Origin of the sequence: Pseudomonas sp. R3-18-08 (assembly GCF_003852065.1) — a bacterium.
GTDB lineage: Bacteria > Pseudomonadota > Gammaproteobacteria > Pseudomonadales > Pseudomonadaceae > Aquipseudomonas.
This window is the reverse complement of sequence record NZ_CP027729.1, coordinates 861,453-877,806: the sequence shown is the minus strand read 5'-3', so window position 1 is coordinate 877,806 and position 16,354 is coordinate 861,453. Positions and strand designations below refer to the sequence as shown.

Sequence of the window (16,354 nt, the reverse complement as noted above, 5' to 3'; positions counted from 1 at the left end):
TTTATCTCTGGATAAGTGAGCTCCTGTCGTCCACTTTCGCCGCACGTTGGTTGCGGCGATGTTATCCACAACTCCAAAGGAAGGGCCCCTGTCGTGACCGCCATTAAACTGATCGTTGGCCTGGGAAATCCAGGCGCCGAATACGAACAGACCCGGCATAACGCGGGGGCCCTTTTTGTTGAGCGCATCGCCCACGCCCAAGGCGTCAATCTTGTGGCCGATCGCAAATATTCTGGCCTGACCGGGCGCTTCTCGCACCAGGGTCAGGATGTTCGTCTGCTGATTCCCACCACCTACATGAACCGCAGCGGCCAGGCTGTCGCGGCGCTTGCGGGGTTCTTCCGGATCAAACCCGAGGAAATCCTGGTGGCCCATGACGAACTGGACCTGCCACCCGGCGTTGCCAAGCTCAAGCTGGGCGGCGGGCATGGCGGGCACAATGGCTTGCGCGACATCATCGCGCAGTTGGGTAATCAGAATAATTTCTACCGTCTGCGGCTCGGCATTGGCCACCCAGGCGTTGCCAGTATGGTTTCAAATTTCGTCCTGGGTCGTGCGCCACGCGCCGAACAGGAAAAACTCGATGCCAGCATCGACTTTGCCCTCGGCGTGCTGCCGGATATCTTCGCCGGTGAATGGAACCGTGCGATGAAAAACCTGCACAGCCAGAAGGCCTGACTTTTACCGAGGGGAAACACCATGGGATTCAATTGCGGCATCGTCGGCCTGCCCAACGTCGGCAAATCCACCCTGTTCAACGCCCTGACCAAGTCCGGTATTGCAGCGGAGAACTTCCCCTTCTGTACCATCGAGCCCAACAGCGGCATCGTGGCCATGCCCGACCCGCGCCTGGCTGCATTGGCTGCCATCGTCAATCCCAAGCGCATCCTGCCGACCACCATGGAATTCGTCGACATCGCCGGCCTGGTAGCGGGCGCCTCGAAAGGGGAAGGCCTGGGCAACAAGTTCCTGGCCAACATCCGTGAGACCGATGCCATCGCCCACGTGGTCCGCTGCTTTGAAGACGAGAACGTGATTCACGTCTCCAACAGCGTTGACCCCAAGCGTGACATCGAGATCATCGACCTGGAACTGATCTTCGCCGACCTCGACAGCTGCGAGAAACAGCTGCAGAAAGTCGCGCGCAACGCCAAGGGCGGTGACAAGGACGCGGTGGTCCAGAAAGGCCTGCTGGAGCAGTTGATCGCTCACTTCACCGAAGGCAAGCCGGCGCGTAGCCTCATGAAGAACATGAGCACCGACGAAAAAGCCGTGATCAAGGGCTTCCATCTGCTCACCACCAAGCCTGTGATGTACATCGCCAACGTCGCTGAAGACGGCTTCGAGAACAACCCGCTGCTGGACGTGGTCAAGGCCATCGCCGACGAAGAAGGCGCGATCGTGGTCCCCGTGTGCAACAAGATCGAAGCGGAAATCGCAGAGCTGGATGACGGCGAAGAAAAAGACATGTTCCTCGAGGCCCTGGGCCTGGAAGAGCCTGGTCTGAACCGCGTGATCCGCGCCGGCTACGAAATGCTGCACCTGCAGACCTACTTCACCGCCGGTGTTGAAGAAGTCCGTGCCTGGACCGTCAAGGTTGGCGCCACCGCGCCACAGGCCGCCGGCGTGATCCACACCGACTTCGAAAAAGGCTTTATCCGCGCTGAAGTGATCGCCTACAACGACTTCATCCAGTACAAGGGCGAAGCCGGTGCCAAGGAGGCCGGTAAGTGGCGTCTGGAAGGTAAGGAATACATCGTCAAGGATGGTGATGTGATGCACTTCCGTTTCAACGTGTAAGAATTGCCTGCGGTTTTTGACGCCGCAAAAATGAGCCGATGCATTGCATCGGCTTTTTTGTGGGCGTTAGAGCGCCGCGCAAATAAAATACTTACTATGAAGAAACAAACTTTGCGAGCATGACATCTGCTGATACGTTTTAACTTCAAACGCTCGACGCACATTAACCGTAATCCCTGGTTAAAAAACTCGCCATTTAAAATTAATCGCTATTAATTCAGGATTTCTCTTACACCCAATTTGCCTGACACTTCCAATCTTCACTTGAAATCCTTTATCGCTTGAGCATTCATACTTTTCACTTTGCCTGCTGCTTTAACTGGATCATGACAAGCCAAAAAAATCCTGTTTAACTAACGCTAATGGAGACAGCCCTTATCGAGTGGCTACCGCAATGGACCAAAGCATTTATGTCGACGCTCAGTCAGAATAAACCTATAACAGATATAACTTTTTCTGATTGCCCGAACATCGAAACGACTGTTAACAGCACAGCCGCTCTCGATATAGATATTCTGTTGATGGGAGAAACAGGTACCGGTAAAGATACATTGGCACAACGTATTCACCACCTGTCACGCCGCAAAGGAAACTTCGTTGCGGTCAACTGTGCGGCCATCCCGGAAAGCCTTGCCGAAAGCCAGTTGTTCGGCGTCAACAGCGGCGCCTACACGGGCGCCATGCAATCTCGAGCCGGATTCGTTGAAGCGGCACACTTGGGCACCTTATACCTCGATGAAATCGACAGCATGCCACTGACGTTGCAAGCCAAGCTGCTACGGGTATTGGAGTCTCGCGGGGTGGAGCGTTTAGGCTCGACCCGATTCATACCCGTGGACATGCGAGTGATCGCCTCTGCTCAGCACGCGCTGCACGACATGGTCGAGCAAGGTACCTTCCGGCGAGACCTGTACTTTCGCTTGAATGTTGTCAGCATTCATCTTCCGGCTTTACGGGAGCGGCGAGAGCGAATTATACCGATGTTCCTCGATATGATTGAGCATGAGGCTGAGCACTTCAAACTCCCTGCTCCGCCCCGTCCCGGCAAGTGGTTGTTACAGCAGTTGCTGTGTCATTCCTGGAAGGGCAATGTGCGCGAGTTACGTTCTACGGCGAAGCGTTTTGTACTGGGCCTGCCACCGCTCTCAGCAACGGTGATAACGCGCCAGGAACGGGAAATGAGCCTGAAGGCCCGCTTGCATCAGATGGAGAAATCGCTGATTGAGGAGTCTCTTCGTCAAAACGACCGCTGTGTCGACAGTGTGGCGATAGAACTAGGAGTAGCCAAAAGAACGCTCTACCACCGGATGAAGCATCTGGGCGTTTCGCTGAGCTGAGAATCGCCACGACCTATACCGCTATCAACTTACACTTTTTGAAACATTCCGCTCGGAACCCCATGGAACGCAAAAATCTCTTGAACCACTTAAATGTTGGAAAGGCACTACGGTTATACACACATTTTTAGCGTATTGCTGACCCCAGTAAAAATAACGTTATCTACGGAGAAAATGATATGACTATTCCTAGTGGATCTTCCTATTCACCTTATGCGGGCGGTTTTGGCGGTGGCAGTGGCGGTATGTCTGCGCAGGATGCCGACGCTGGCTTGGAAGCCTCTGAACGCAAGAAACGCGCAGACGGTGTAAAAAACGCGTTCAAAGCGGCAGAGAACGCCAATACCAGCGGTATCAAATCGGCTGTCGACGCCCTGCGTTTGTAACCGCCTGAACGTATCTGGCCTTTCCGGCAGCCTCTGCCGGGAGGGCCATTTAAGTGCAGACTCCATTACCGACTATCAACACCGCATTGGCAACTACTCAACCACGGGGCTGCATGATGATAGAAGTTATAAAGCCTGCTGACGCCAGACTGCCGGGCGCCTACAGAACAGAAGAAGTGTTCGCCTCAAGCACAGATGTGAACTTTTTCAATTCGGCCATGACGCCATCTGCCTATACGAGCCCGACAGTTGATCAGCCAACGCCAAAAAACCTGTTGACCGACACCGCAGGCAAGCTAACCGGCGTAACTGAACGTATGTCCAAAAGTTTGCGTGCACTCGGCAGCACAGACAAACTTGACGAAGCCCGAAAATACCCGGGCCAACTCTCCGACGCATTATTGCTTCAGCTAATGTTGACGAAGTGTGTTGGTAAAACCGCGCAGTGCATTGATAAAATCAGCAACCTCCAGTAGGTCAACATGACGCGCACGTTGTTTACTGCATTAACCCTGTCTTTCACACTCATGCTAAGTGGCTGCAGTGAACGTGTCGAACTCCACCGGCAATTAACGGAACAAGAGGCTAACGAAGTTGTAGCAGAACTGGCGGACAAACATATTCGTGCGAGTAAGGTTCCCGCCAAAGACGGCGTTGTCGTGGTAGTCAATGCCATCGATATTGCAAGGGCCGTACGAACGCTGGAGGCCGTTGGACTACCTCGGGCAGCACGCGCTACGTTGGGCGACACTTTTCGTAAAGAAGGCGTCATCTCGACGCCGCTGGAAGAACGAGCACGCTACATCTACGCCCTGTCTCAGGAGTTGGAAACCACCTTATCGAACATTGATGGGGTCATCGTGGCCAGGGTCCATGTGGTACTGCCTGAGCGAGTGGCGCCGGGCGAGCCTGTCCAACCGGCCTCCGCGTCGGTGTTTATCAAACATGATCCGCGGCTTGACCCCGACAATATCAGGGCCCGTGTGCGCAGGCTGGTTGCCAGTAGCATACCCGGCATGGCCACGGCGCTCGATAATCCGCAGAAACTGACCGTGGTATTCGTGCCGGCGACAGCTTATACGGAACAACAAAGCCTGGTTTACTTCGGGCCGTTTCTGGTCCCAGGTGACGACCTCGGTTTTTGGCGGGCCAGCGTGACGGTCTCGCTACTGGTCCTGGCGCTTATGGTGTCGGCCACCCTGTTCTGGCAGAAGCGAAAACAGCGAGCCACGCCCGAACCTGTCTTGCACGCTCAAACGCACGCGCGGTCCCCTGACATGCCCGCTCATTCAAACAATGAGTAACCTCGCATGGGCCCGATGGTGGGCAGCCCCCTGGTTGTATGCGCACGCAGACTGGAAAAGCACGCATACCCATGCGGCGCTTGTAGACATCCATCGCCGCGGGCTAGTCGCAACGGGTACACATTACGGTATTACTCCCTGCCTGCCGACAATGCCTGACCCCGCCTTACTCCAATTGGCAATTGCCTCATGCGAGCAACTTGAGCTGGGGCTGGCACTGATCGACGGTATCTGCCGGCCCAGCTACGCAGCAGCATTGGATGAGCACCATCTTCTGTGGTGTAACAGCCTGTCCAAGGCGCTATGCCTGGATATTGTGCAACCGGATAAGGATCCGTTGCAGTTGTTGCGCGCTTGGATCCCACCTGCGGCCTGGCAACGGATAAGGCTACGCTTTGCACGCCGACGCGTGCTTGACCTGGAAGAAATGCCACTGGCGCTCAATGGATCGCACAGTCGGCTCGATACCCTCTGGCACGCCGTGGTGTGGCGTATAGGCACGCTGAACCTTAATAGCAGCGCTTGCGAATCATGGCCGCAGCCGCAAGGAGATTAACGATGCTATGTCGACGTACGATCAACTCGCCTGGCGCCACGCCGCCTCTCCCGGGAAGCCTGATTTCCGGTGAAACCCTGGCCAGTTATACCCAGGCCAGTGATGTGATAGAGCAGGCAAAGGCTAGTGCCAGACAATTGCTGAGGGAGGCACACGAACAACGGGAACACTTGCTTGAACAAGCAGGGTTTGAAATATGGCAGCGTGCCGATGCCCAACTCAAACGCTGGGAAGCAGAGCGCCAGGCCCTCTGTGAAAACCTCGAACGATGCGCCACTTCAATTGCCAACCAGGCTATTCACCTTTTGCTCGAGCAAACGTCCCCACCTCAACGTATCGGCGCCCTGATCAAGCAGTTGCTGGCGTGCCAAATCCCTGCAATCAAGGCGACATTACTTTGTAATCCACATGACCTTGAGACGGTGAGGCGATGCCTAGACAGCAGCGGTAGTCATCACTGGTCGCTGCGCGCAGCAAACTCGATCGAGCCTCAAACGCTGTTATTGAATACCGATGAGGGAGATTTCCGCATTGACTGGATCTCTATGGTCAAGGCCGTCATGAACAGCGATGAAAGCCCTTCGACAACGGACGGCGGGGACATATTTCTTAACATATAAGCAGCAATACATGGAACCATTTCGAAATAAAAGCCATAAAGGGATACACACCCAGAAAGGCACCTCACATGAACTTTTTCGACAGCCTTAGAGATAGACTTGTCAGAGACGCAAAACACGTTAAACGTGAGGTCGACTCTGCAGTAAACAATTACTCCGGGTCAGAGCAGGACGCGGACTTGTTTTATGACCTTGTGGTAAAACATCGCAAGTCTGAATACCTCATCAATGAACAGACCCGCGTAAAGTTCATGCTAATGAAGTCTGCTCTGGACAGCGCCCAGTAACATGAAAGAGCTACTTGCCGAGTGTTTGAGAAGTGGCGGCGCAGAGTTGAGGTTATTCGAAAACGACGACGAAATCGTCTTGCGTCACTGTCCGGACACTCTTCTGCTAAGTGTCCAACTGACCCAACAACCCCCGAATAAATCAGTGCTGATGACGTGGATGCGACTGGGCGCGATAAGCCTGCATCACTTCCAGGGTGCTCTCGCTCAACACCCAACCAGCGGTGAACTCTGGCTGGTTCATTGCCTGCATAAGCCCTACGGCGAACAGCTTCTGCAACGCTGTATAGAGTCCCTGCTCAACCAACGCGATACCTGGCGGGCAACCTTTGCACGCCTGAACAAGCCGACCCATCCGCTCAGCCCCACCTCGCTACGTTCGTTGTCGCACTAATCAGGGAAACACCTATGTATAAGAACCTCTTCAAGCGCAACAGCTTGCGCGTCAACCCGCCTGAGACTTCGTCCAGACGTGTCCACTTCAGGTGCCTGATCGCGCTCGCCGGTTTGCTCGCTCCGGTGCTCAGCGCCTTTGCTGCCATCCCTCCCGAGTGGAAAAACACCGCCTACGCCTATGAGGCCGAACACAAGCCTTTACGCGAAGTGCTCGAGGACTTCGCCCAGACCTTCGGCACGCAACTGCAAATCGAGGGCCTGCTGGAGGGCGACGTCAATGGCAAGATCCGAGCGAACACACCGCAGTCGCTGCTGGACAGACTGGGCGTCGAACACCGCTTCCAGTGGTACATGTACAACAACACACTGTTTATCAGCACACTGGACCAACAAGAGTCCGCGCGCCTGGAAGTCTCTTCCGAGACGGTTTCCGACCTCAAGCAGGCGCTAACTGATATCGGTCTGCTCGACAGTCGCTTCGGCTGGGGCGAGTTGCCGGAAGACGGCATCGTTCTGGTATCCGGCCCCAAAAGCTACATCGAACAGATCAAGCAATTCAGCAGCCAGCGTCGCTCTGCGGATGAAAAACAGAGCGTGCTGACGTTCCCGCTGAAATTCGCCAATGCCGCAGACCGCCAGATAGAGTATCGCAGCGAAAAAATCGTTATCCCTGGCGTTGCAAGCATGCTGCGCGGGCTATTGGAGCCGCGCTCTGGCACGACGCTTTCCGGGCTGGCCCAACGTTCCCCGTCCCAGTCCCAGCCCGCACCTGTCACGCCCAGCTTTGCGCGCCTGGGCAACCCGCTGCTGGGGCAAATGCTCAGTGCACCTGCTTCCCCGGATGCCGGCATGTCGATTACGCCTCGGGCGCCAGTGGGCACCAGCCGGATCCGCGTCGAGGCGGATGTGCGTAACAACGCCATCCTGATTTATGACTTGCCGGAGCGACAAGCGATGTATCGCGAGTTGATCAGCCAACTGGATGTCGCGCGCAAGCTGGTGGAAATCGATGCAATCATCCTCGACATCGAGCGCACGCAATTAAATGAATTCGGTATCAAGTGGGGCTTTCAGAACAGTCGCTTCCGTGGCGGCGTCAACATGGCGCCCGGTACCGCATCACAATTATCGATCGGACGTCTTGATCGCTTTTACGCCGATATCCGCGCGCTGGAATCCCGCGGGCTGGCAACCATGGTCTCCAATCCCTCGGTGCTGACCCTGGAAAACCAACCGGCGATCATTGACTTCAACCGTACTCAATACCTGACTGCCGGCACCAGAAACGCGACGATCCTGCCCATCACCGTGGGCACCAGCTTCCAGGTGGTTCCCCGAGTGATCACCAGCCGGGGCGGTCATCAGATCCATCTGGCGATAGACATCGAAGACGGTAACTTTGACGAGTCCAATCCAGACCGCATCGGCCCGGATGTACGCCGAGGCAAGGTCAGCACCCAAGCCGTGATGGCAGAAAAGCGCTCGTTGGTGGTGGGCGGGTTCCACGTTACCGAAAGCACCGATAAACAAAACAAGGTCCCCGTGCTGGGGAACATACCGTTACTGGGCAAGGCGCTGTTCTCCTCGACCGAACGGCAGAATAACCGGCGTGAACGGCTGTTCATCCTGACCCCGCGAGTGATCGGCGATCAGTCTGACCCTTCGCGCTATTTGCCTCAGGACGATCAGGTCGAACTGCAAGCTGCGCTCAAGCCATTGGCGCGGCGCTACGCCCCCCATCAGCCGGTGATTAACCGCAGCGATATCACCAGCACCCTGGCGCACCTGGTCAGCGGCGAAGTGCCCAAGGCGTTCAAGGCCGAACCTATGCCGCTGGGGCTGAACACGTTGTGCAGCACCCGCGACTTGCTGGCGCTGAATACTGAGCGCAGCCAATGGTATGCAGGCCCGCACTACAACGTGGCGGTGGTGGTGCTGCGCAATCAGTTCAAGCGCAATGTGCGCATCGATGAGAAGGAATGCAGCAATTCGCAAACGCTGGCGGTCACCGTCTGGCCGCGTGCCTGGCTCAAGCCTGGTGAAGAAGCCGAAGTGTTTATCGCCATGCGCCCTGTCATCAAGGATGAACATCTGAGTGTGCCACGCCCTTCCCTGATCGCCCCACTTCCAACCCGGACACCTACACCATGAACCACAAACTGATGCATGCCGCGCTAATGGCTGCCGTACTGCTTGTTACCGGTTGCACACCGACCTGCAAAGGCGACTCCTGCTCACGTCCGCAATCGAGCAAAGACAAGATGGTGGTCTGGTGGCCCCCGCAGATGCGCGTCGAACCTGGCCCGGCCGGGGAGCGCTCGGACTATCAGACCGTGTCCTTGGAGCGATGAGCGTGGAGGCAGGCGCCCCTGTGAACCGCCAGATGCTCATTGACGACCTGGTGAGCGGCCGTCCCGCTCATCAGCAGTTGTGCAGGGGGATTACATTGCGCTCGTGCGATGCGGGCACACGCAAGGGCGTAGCCTTACACATTGCAGGCATGGCCCTGCAGGCTGGGCAGTTGGAACAGGTATTGGAGCGTCGTTTCCAACAGGCGCTGGCGTTTGACGGCTGTTACCTCTATGTGGACAAACAGGGCGCGCTGGTTATCTGGCACGCCCTGCCCGCACAACCCCAGGCGCTGGACAAAATCCTCAGCAGGATGCTGTCTCTGGCCAACTTGCACGCTCTGGACTTTTCGGTCATACGCTGATCAGCGCTGCTCGAGCTCCGGCAATGTAAGGGTTTCACGCTTGGCCTCATCGTCAAGCTCACGCAAGGTACGGTAGATCAACGCCACGGCCTGCAACGTCTCTCGAGGAATCGGCGCTCCGAGCTTTTTCTCGTAAATCGTGCGGGCCAGCCATACGCATTGAATGACCGGAACATCAGCTGCCTTGGCGCGATCGATCAGTTTGCGCGCCTGCGCATCCGTGCCCTTGGCCACCAACTGCGGCAACGGCGTCTTGCCGCGACGGTAATACAGGGCGACGGCAAAGTGGGTCGGGTTGACGACCAACATGTCCGACTCTTCCAGCTTGGGCAACTTGACCTTGGGTTCCTCCTGCGCCAACTGATACGCCAATGAGCGGCGCTGCCCCTTGACGTGCGGGTCACCCTCCATGTCCTTGTATTCCTTGACCACTTCGACCTGGGTCATGCGCATGCGCTTGGCAAAGAAGTACTTTTGCAGGGTCAGGTCGGTCAGTGCCAACACCAACAGCAATCCGAGACAGGCATGGAGCAGATAGCGGAACAGCGCAATCAGCGCCAGCAGGTAGCTTTGCAGATCGCTGTTGGCCAGATTAATCAGCGTGCCCAAAGAGGGCCAGACCACCAGATACACAATCAGGCCCAGGAGAAACGCTTTGGCCACGCTCATCAGCAGGTTCATCACCGACTGGGCGGAGAACATTTGCTTGAGTTGGCTCATGGGATTGACCCGATTGAAATCGAGCTTGAGTGCTTCCGGGGCGAACAGAAACCCGACTTGCAACCAACTGCTGATCAGCTTCGTGGCAATCGCCACCCCAACCATCAATAAGGCGAACGATAGAAACACCACCACCCCATCGAACAGCACTTCTTCCAGCGCTCGCACGAAGGGCTGATTCATGCGTGAAATCGGTAGCACCATCAATTGTTCGAAACGTTGCAAACTGCTTTGGGCGGAATACAGCGCGATTTCGCTGATGGCGGTCAGCGCCAGCAACTTGCCTACATCCTGGCTCTGGGAGACTTGGCCTTTCTTACGCTGGTCACGCAGCTTTTTAGCGGAGGCGGGGTGTTTTTTCTCTTCCGAGTCGCTCATGGCATCGCCACCTTGAACAGCAGCCCGAGGGAATGCTTGAGGTCACCCAGCAAACTCATACGCCCGACGATCAGATCCTGCAATAACGCAAAATACAGCAAGAGGATACCGATACCCGCGAGGCTCTTGAGTGGCGGAGCCAGTGTGCTCACCTGCAACTGCTGACTGTAAACACCCAGCAGCGCGATGCCGAACTACAGCAACAGCAGCACGCCGATAAAGGGCGCCGCGTAGAGCATCATATGGGTGAACGTATCCCCGAGCAGCGCGATGAATACGCTGAACCCATTGGGCCCCGGCAGCGGGAACCACACCGTCGGCGGCCAGATCAGGTAGCTGTCCCAGATTACCTGGGTCAGTGCGCCAAGCCCCAGGGTGACCATCAACAGAAAAATCGCCAACTGCTTGAGCATATGCCCGATGGGCGTTGCGTCCGGGCCCAGCGACGGGTTGAGCTGGCCCCCGGCCAACGCGCCTCGCTGGTTGTCCAGCAGCGCGCCCACCGACTCGAACATCCAGAACGGCATCGACAGCAACACGCCCAGCACTACCCCAAGGGCCAACTCCTTGAACGCCAAGGCGGCGAGCATGAGGCCCGAGTAATCCAACCCCTCCAACGCTGCATGGATACCCGGCGCGGGGATCAATGCCATGACCATCACGATCGTGTGCCGGGGCATGCCACGAATATGTTGAAAACAGAATGCAGCGACCAGAAAGGCACAGGGATAAATGCGCGCCATGGCAATCACCAGGCTTGGCAGGTATTCAAGATACAGCAGCACAGAGGCAACCTCAGTGGAGGGCCGAACGGCCGATCATGTCGAACGTCAGGTTGATCAGTTGGATCAACTCCACGCCGATCCAGCGTCCGGTCATGATCAGGGTGACACCCACCGCCACCAGCTTGATGCCAAACGGCAGCGTCTGATCCTGCACCTGCATCAGCGCCTGAACCAGCGAGGTCAGCACGCCCACCACCACAGCCACGATCAGCGGCGGTGCAGTCAATACCACGACCAGTAACATGCCCTGCTTGAACAATACGATCGGTTCCATATTCAGCTCAGAGATAAGAAAGGAACAGGCTGTCGAGCAGCCGCGACCAGCCGGACACCATTACAAACAGCAGCAATTTGAGCGGCAGGGAAATGGTCATGGGTGAAACCATTTGCATGCCCAGCGCCAATAAGAGGTTGGAGACAATCAGGTCAATTACGATAAAGGGGATGTAGATCAGAAACCCGATCTCGAACCCCGCCTGCAGTTGCGACAATACGTAGGCGGGAATCAGCAGGATCAGGTCTTCACGCTGCACCTCCTGCGCCATCTGCGCGGGCCAGAGGCGGTGGGTATTCTCCAACAGGTGGGTGAGCACGTCGGGGTCGAGATTGCGCAGCATGAATGCACGCAACGGCTTGATGGCCTCTGCGCCTGTCTGCAGCACCCCCTGCACGCTGCTCGTGTCCAGCGGAGAAATCTTGAGGCTTTCTGCGATCTGGTAGCCCACCGGCGCCATGATAAACAGCGTCGCGGCCAATGCGATGCCGTTGATAGCCATGCTCGGCGGCACTTGCTGCACGCCGATGGCATTGCGGGTAATCATCAGCACAATCACGATTTTCAAAAACGATGTGCAGATAATCAACAGCATCGGCAGCAGCGTCAGCGTGGCAATAAACAGTGCGAGAACGAGGGGGTCCAGCCCCTGAACTGTCATCGACCGAAAAGCACGCGGGACAGCTGCAACCCCAAGCGGCCATCGACTTCCACCAGTTGGCCCTGCCCAATGGGACGGTCGCCGTAATACAGGCCTGCCAGGCCAGGCGCGTAACCGGTAATGCCCAGCACCGAGCCAGGCCCCAGATTGCGCAACTCGCCCAGCGTGAGGTTCAGCGTGCCGCAGCGAACATTCAGCGCCATGCTCAACTCATCGAATGGCTCGTGGCCAAAGATATCCACCACAGGTTCATCCTGCGCATCCTCGGAGTAGGCGTGCGCCGCAAAATTCTCGTCCACAGACGTGTCCTCGATAGAAGAAAGGGTCAGGCACAGAGTCCCGTTTTCATCGTCAATACTGCCCCGCAGCCGATGCCTGCCAACCTGCATATAACCGCTGCCCTGCGCCTGGAACAGCGCGAGCTCGGGGACCAGCACATCACCGGCGCGCAGGCCGCGTACCTGTGCAATGGTCAGGCGCATGCGTCCCAGGGTGACGGCAATTGCCAGTTGAAACTGCCCCGGCAGCGGTGCAGCGACAGAGCGCCATGGGGCGGCCTCGCACAACGCGAGGAAGCTTTCAGCGCTCAGCCACAGGTAACCCATGACCCGTGAGGCGCCCAGGGACACGCTGAGCCGGCAACCGAACCCCTCGGGCCGATCCGTCTCCAGCAGCCGCATATAGCCGAACAGGTCACGTATCTGGGGGCTCAAGTAGTGCTGAAACAATGCCCAGAACCAGGAGTCCGCATCATTGCCGGCCTGGGCCAACGTCACCGGGCACTCACCCATCAAGCTCAATTGCGGCCCCGGTTCGCTGAACGCCAATACCCCACTGGTGGTTTCAAAGCACAGCGACTGAGCGCCAACCGGCTCAGTGCCAGGCTCCAGGCGTAATTCACCGCGCTGTTCGGCCACCTGGAACGGCATGTGCAACCCACGCCCCAGCCGTCGCCGGGCAGCCACTGCATCAGCCCTCACAGTGCGCAAGGCCAGAGAGGGCAACATCATGCCGGCGCCGAATTCGCCACGCACAGCGCCACCGGTAACGCCAGGCTCGCGGCGAGCCTGTGCTCACATTGGTGCCGTACGCCGTAGAGCCAGCGCGCTGTTGCTTCCTGCTGCGCCTCAAGCTCGATATTCCACCCCGCCCCTTCTCGACGAATACGGGCATTGATCCGCCCCAGGCGTGGCAAGTACATGGCCACTGTCAGCGGCCACGTCGGGCCGCTTTGCAGCCGAGGTATCAACTGCTCCGACAACGCCTCGACCATGGCGAGATCGCCGCCGGCCCGGGTTCCGGGCTGTGACGCGCTACGGCCCGAGTCCTGTTCGTCATCACCGAACAATTGGCTAAAGAGCTGCCGTTGCTCCCAAGGCACTGGAGCGCCCACCTCATGGACACGGTCCTCGCGAGGGTCGCGGCGGCGTTGGCGTTCAGGCGTGTTGGCTGAAATAGCGTTCATAGCGGTTCCTGCGTGAGTAAATTGGCCAATTCCTGCAGTTTTTCTACTTGGCGAAGGCACTGGGTGACGTGCTTCTGCGCGACACCTACCTCCACCTCACGCTGTTCCTGCTGCCCTTGCAGCTGTTGCACCTGGCCTTCTTCACGCCGGGTACCGGCAGACAGGCTTTGTTCCTTGCGATTCCACGAGTTCAGCGCCTGAACGCTCACAACCTGCCCCTGGTGCTCGCTCAACAGTTGTGCACATTGGCGTTGCTCTTCCTGACGGGTTTTCTCCAGCAGGTCTTGGGCCTGCTGGATGTGCGCCACCAATGCCTGCTGTGATCGTTTGGCCTCGCGCAGCGCACGTTCGGCGCGATCGGCCCGGTACCGACGCAAGCGCCGCAGGGTTTCGATCTCACCGGGCAACGTTTCAGAATGGGACATAGGCAGTCAGCTCCGTCAGTTGGTCCATCGTCGTGTCGATCGCAGAAGGCTCACGCAAGTCTTGGCGCAGGAAGCTATCCACCGCCTGGCGGCTGCTTACCGCCATGTCGGTCAGGGCATCATTGCCTGCCTGGTACTCACCCAGCTTGAGCATCAGCTCGATCTGCTGGTAGGCCGACAACAGGCGTCGCAAAGCCGTACCGGCCTGGATATGCCTGGGCTCGCAGACATTGGTCAAAATCCGCGACAGGCTGGCCAGCACGTCCACGGCCGGATAATGGCCGCGCTCGGCCAACTTGCGTGACAGCACGATGTGGCCGTCCAGCAGCGAGCGAACTTCGTCGGCCACCGGGTCATTCATCGAGTCCTGCTCGATCAACACCGTGTAGATGGCCGTGATCACGCCGTCACGCGTCAACCCCGCCCGTTCCACCAGGCGCGGCAACAGGCTGTACACCGAAGGCGGCAGACCGCCCCGCCCCAGCGGCTCGCCGGCAGCCAGGCCGATTTCACGCTGGGCTCGCGCAAAACGCGTCAAGGAATCGATCAACAAAAGCACCCGCTGGCCCTTGCGCCGGAAACCTTCGGCGAGCGCCGTCGCAGTGAAGGCGGCGCGGGCGCGCTCCATGCTGGAACGGTCAGAGGTGGAGCACACCAGCACCGCCTTGGCCCGTAGTTGGTCATCCAGTTCATGGTCAAGAAACTCGCGCAACTCTCGGCCCCGTTCGCCGATCAAACCGAACACGATCACATCGCAGTCCACGTTACGGGCGATCTCGGCCAACAAGGTGGTCTTGCCACAGCCTGCCCCCGCGAACAGCCCGACGCGCTGGCCTTCTCCCAGCGTCATCAGACCGTCGATCGATCGCACCCCCGTGGCCAATGCGCGGTTGATGCGCGGCCGCTCCGTGGGTAACGGCGCCTCGCACAACACCGGGGTTGCGTCGGGCGTATCCGCTTCGGCGAACGCACTGGGACCGTTGCCGGCAATCGGCCGGCCGAAACCGTCCAGCACCTGGCCCAGCAGGTCATCACCCACCCGTACCCTGTGCGGCACACCAAGACGCTCCACGCTGGCGCCCACGCTCACGCCTTCCAGATTCCCCAGGGCACTGAGCACCGCATCCTGCTGATCGAAGCCAATGATTTCGGCGAGCATGTAATCGCCCGGTTGCTTTTCAACCTGGCACAGGTCGCCGATGCGCGCCTGGGGCAGCCGACACTGCATCAGCATGCCGTTGACGCGCTGTATGCGACCGCGCATCGTGACCGGCGCAAAGCTGTCCAACGCAGCCGACTGACTGCGTTGCCAAGCCTCGAGACGCTCTTGCCACGCGCCGCTCACCAACGCACCTCATAGCGCTGCGCACCGTCGAACACCACCTTGCTGTTATCGATCAGCACCAGGCGCAGACCATTGACTTCGTCGCCCACAAACAACCGGGTGCCCTCTTCCAGCACAACGTGGCCGTTCGGTCCGCTGATGATCTGCACGATCTTGAACGGCAGCGCTCCGTCACGCGTGCGTACGCGGCTGATCACCGGCACCGCGCTTTCGAACTGCCCGGCAAAGCGGTCGAGCATGCGCGCGACCAAGTCCGCCTCTTCCTGGGAAACATCACCGCTCAGGGAAATCTGCCCATTGATGACTTGCAAGCTGACCCGTGAACTCAGTTCCCGCTCGCTGAGCATCTTCAGCAATTGCTGGCGCACCTCAAAGGGCGAGCCCAGTTCGGGCTTCTGAACCACTACCGGCATCAGCGATGCCTGGGCCTTGCGCTCGCCACTAAAGATGATGCCGGCTGCCGCAATGAGCACGGCGAACGCAAGTACCAGGCTAAGCAAACGCTTTTGTTGGGACGATGGAATTGCTGACAGTTTCAACGCGAGCGGCGCCTGCTCCGCAGGCTCAGGCGCAGCAGGTGCAGGCGCGGGTGCCTGTGGCCAGGGCTGATCGGCAGGGCTGACGCACAAGCGAACGGGACCGATCAAAAAGACCGTGTTCAGCGCAAGCTCGCCGATCTGCGCCAGCACTTGCCCATCGCTGTTTTCAAGCAGCCCCGCCTCGGCCTGCACCGACCACCGGCCATCGGCCAAGCGCAAACGTGCGTGATGCTCGACAACGCCGGGATCGTTCAGCAGAAGATCAGCGTCCGGGTTGGCACCCACGCCCCACTGCTCACCAAACAACGGCAGCGCGGCGCCTTGATGCATACCATCCAGCACCCGCAGCTCGAACATCATGGG

20 protein-coding genes and 1 pseudogene are annotated in these 16,354 nt (G+C 58.2%); 11 read left to right on the top strand and 10 right to left on the bottom strand.

Going from position 1 to position 16,354, the window contains the following annotated elements; genetic code table 11:
• Nucleotides 1-93: 93 nt before the first annotated feature.
• The 8 genes from pth (at nucleotide 94) to sctL (ending at nucleotide 6,003) form a co-directional block, all read left to right on the top strand.
• Complete coding sequence (pth, locus tag C4J92_RS03885) at nucleotides 94-678, top strand: aminoacyl-tRNA hydrolase (RefSeq protein WP_124403019.1); 585 nt, start codon at nucleotides 94-96, stop codon at nucleotides 676-678.
• A gap of 21 nt (nucleotides 679-699) precedes the next feature.
• On the top strand, nucleotides 700-1,800 hold the full coding sequence (gene ychF / locus C4J92_RS03880; protein ID WP_057725888.1) for a redox-regulated ATPase YchF: 1,101 nt from the start codon (nucleotides 700-702) through the stop codon (nucleotides 1,798-1,800).
• A 410-nt stretch (nucleotides 1,801-2,210) separates the two neighbouring features.
• Complete coding sequence (locus C4J92_RS03875; RefSeq protein WP_124365749.1) at nucleotides 2,211-3,137, top strand: sigma 54-interacting transcriptional regulator; 927 nt, start codon at nucleotides 2,211-2,213, stop codon at nucleotides 3,135-3,137.
• Between the two features lie 179 nt (nucleotides 3,138-3,316).
• Nucleotides 3,317-3,523 (top strand): hypothetical protein, encoded by a 207-nt coding sequence (locus C4J92_RS03870; RefSeq protein WP_124365748.1) that lies wholly within the window; start codon nucleotides 3,317-3,319, stop codon nucleotides 3,521-3,523.
• Between the two features lie 53 nt (nucleotides 3,524-3,576).
• Nucleotides 3,577-3,999, top strand: a complete 423-nt coding sequence (locus tag C4J92_RS27120; protein ID WP_256657452.1) for an EscI/YscI/HrpB family type III secretion system inner rod protein — start codon at nucleotides 3,577-3,579, stop codon at nucleotides 3,997-3,999.
• A gap of 6 nt (nucleotides 4,000-4,005) precedes the next feature.
• Nucleotides 4,006-4,827, top strand: coding sequence for a type III secretion system inner membrane ring lipoprotein SctJ (gene sctJ / locus C4J92_RS03860; protein WP_124369510.1), 822 nt, complete (start codon nucleotides 4,006-4,008; stop codon nucleotides 4,825-4,827).
• A gap of 151 nt (nucleotides 4,828-4,978) precedes the next feature.
• Nucleotides 4,979-5,383: a type III secretion protein gene (locus tag C4J92_RS03855; protein WP_256657451.1), complete on the top strand. Its 405-nt coding sequence runs from the start codon at nucleotides 4,979-4,981 to the stop codon at nucleotides 5,381-5,383.
• A 2-nt stretch (nucleotides 5,384-5,385) separates the two neighbouring features.
• Complete coding sequence (sctL, locus tag C4J92_RS03850) at nucleotides 5,386-6,003, top strand: type III secretion system stator protein SctL (RefSeq protein ID WP_124403018.1); 618 nt, start codon at nucleotides 5,386-5,388, stop codon at nucleotides 6,001-6,003.
• A 429-nt stretch (nucleotides 6,004-6,432) separates the two neighbouring features.
• Here sctL and C4J92_RS26920 read toward each other — a convergent pair whose 3' ends face one another.
• Nucleotides 6,433-6,645: a hypothetical protein gene (locus C4J92_RS26920; protein WP_164487514.1), complete on the bottom strand. Its 213-nt coding sequence runs from the start codon at nucleotides 6,643-6,645 to the stop codon at nucleotides 6,433-6,435.
• A 53-nt stretch (nucleotides 6,646-6,698) separates the two neighbouring features.
• On the opposite strand from C4J92_RS26920, the gene sctC reads away from it, so the two are divergent.
• Genes sctC through C4J92_RS03830 form a run of 3 tightly spaced genes read left to right on the top strand, consistent with a single transcriptional unit; the run spans nucleotide 6,699 to nucleotide 9,399 of the window.
• Complete coding sequence (gene sctC, locus C4J92_RS03840; protein ID WP_124403017.1) at nucleotides 6,699-8,837, top strand: type III secretion system outer membrane ring subunit SctC; 2,139 nt, start codon at nucleotides 6,699-6,701, stop codon at nucleotides 8,835-8,837.
• On the top strand, nucleotides 8,834-9,037 hold the full coding sequence (hrpT, locus tag C4J92_RS03835; RefSeq protein WP_124403016.1) for an HrpT family type III secretion system protein: 204 nt from the start codon (nucleotides 8,834-8,836) through the stop codon (nucleotides 9,035-9,037). Before sctC ends, hrpT begins: the two co-directional genes overlap by 4 nt.
• 32 nt (nucleotides 9,038-9,069) lie before the next feature.
• Nucleotides 9,070-9,399 (top strand): transcriptional regulator, encoded by a 330-nt coding sequence (locus tag C4J92_RS03830; protein WP_256657450.1) that lies wholly within the window; start codon nucleotides 9,070-9,072, stop codon nucleotides 9,397-9,399.
• Here C4J92_RS03830 and sctU read toward each other — a convergent pair whose 3' ends face one another.
• The 9 genes and pseudogenes from sctU to C4J92_RS03785 all read right to left on the bottom strand — a co-directional run bounded on the left by sctU (nucleotide 9,400) and on the right by C4J92_RS03785 (nucleotide 16,348).
• On the bottom strand, nucleotides 9,400-10,497 hold the full coding sequence (sctU, locus tag C4J92_RS03825; RefSeq protein ID WP_124403014.1) for a type III secretion system export apparatus subunit SctU: 1,098 nt from the start codon (nucleotides 10,495-10,497) through the stop codon (nucleotides 9,400-9,402).
• Nucleotides 10,494-11,282: pseudogene (gene sctT / locus C4J92_RS03820) on the bottom strand (type III secretion system export apparatus subunit SctT). Before sctT ends, sctU begins: the two are co-directional and overlap by 4 nt.
• A 10-nt stretch (nucleotides 11,283-11,292) precedes the next feature.
• Nucleotides 11,293-11,556 carry a type III secretion system export apparatus subunit SctS gene (gene sctS, locus C4J92_RS03815; RefSeq protein WP_104501569.1) on the bottom strand — a complete coding sequence of 88 codons (264 nt, stop codon included), beginning with the start codon at nucleotides 11,554-11,556 and terminating at the stop codon, nucleotides 11,293-11,295.
• A gap of 7 nt (nucleotides 11,557-11,563) precedes the next feature.
• A complete protein-coding gene (gene sctR, locus C4J92_RS03810; protein ID WP_124403013.1) occupies nucleotides 11,564-12,217 on the bottom strand; it encodes a type III secretion system export apparatus subunit SctR in 654 nt (217 codons plus the stop codon).
• Nucleotides 12,214-13,227: a FliM/FliN family flagellar motor switch protein gene (locus C4J92_RS03805; protein ID WP_124403012.1), complete on the bottom strand. Its 1,014-nt coding sequence runs from the start codon at nucleotides 13,225-13,227 to the stop codon at nucleotides 12,214-12,216. Before C4J92_RS03805 ends, sctR begins: the two co-directional genes overlap by 4 nt.
• On the bottom strand, nucleotides 13,224-13,682 hold the full coding sequence (locus C4J92_RS03800; RefSeq protein ID WP_124403011.1) for a type III secretion system HrpP C-terminal domain-containing protein: 459 nt from the start codon (nucleotides 13,680-13,682) through the stop codon (nucleotides 13,224-13,226). The genes C4J92_RS03805 and C4J92_RS03800 overlap by 4 nt, the downstream gene beginning before the upstream one ends.
• The gene (locus C4J92_RS03795) at nucleotides 13,679-14,107 is read right to left on the bottom strand and encodes a YscO family type III secretion system apparatus protein (protein WP_124403010.1); all 429 of its coding nucleotides are present in this window, start codon (nucleotides 14,105-14,107) and stop codon (nucleotides 13,679-13,681) included. Before C4J92_RS03795 ends, C4J92_RS03800 begins: the two co-directional genes overlap by 4 nt.
• On the bottom strand, nucleotides 14,094-15,452 hold the full coding sequence (locus C4J92_RS03790; protein ID WP_124403009.1) for a FliI/YscN family ATPase: 1,359 nt from the start codon (nucleotides 15,450-15,452) through the stop codon (nucleotides 14,094-14,096). The genes C4J92_RS03795 and C4J92_RS03790 overlap by 14 nt, the downstream gene beginning before the upstream one ends.
• Nucleotides 15,449-16,348 (bottom strand): FHA domain-containing protein, encoded by a 900-nt coding sequence (locus tag C4J92_RS03785; RefSeq protein WP_164487558.1) that lies wholly within the window; start codon nucleotides 16,346-16,348, stop codon nucleotides 15,449-15,451. Before C4J92_RS03785 ends, C4J92_RS03790 begins: the two co-directional genes overlap by 4 nt.
• Nucleotides 16,349-16,354 lie beyond the last annotated feature (6 nt).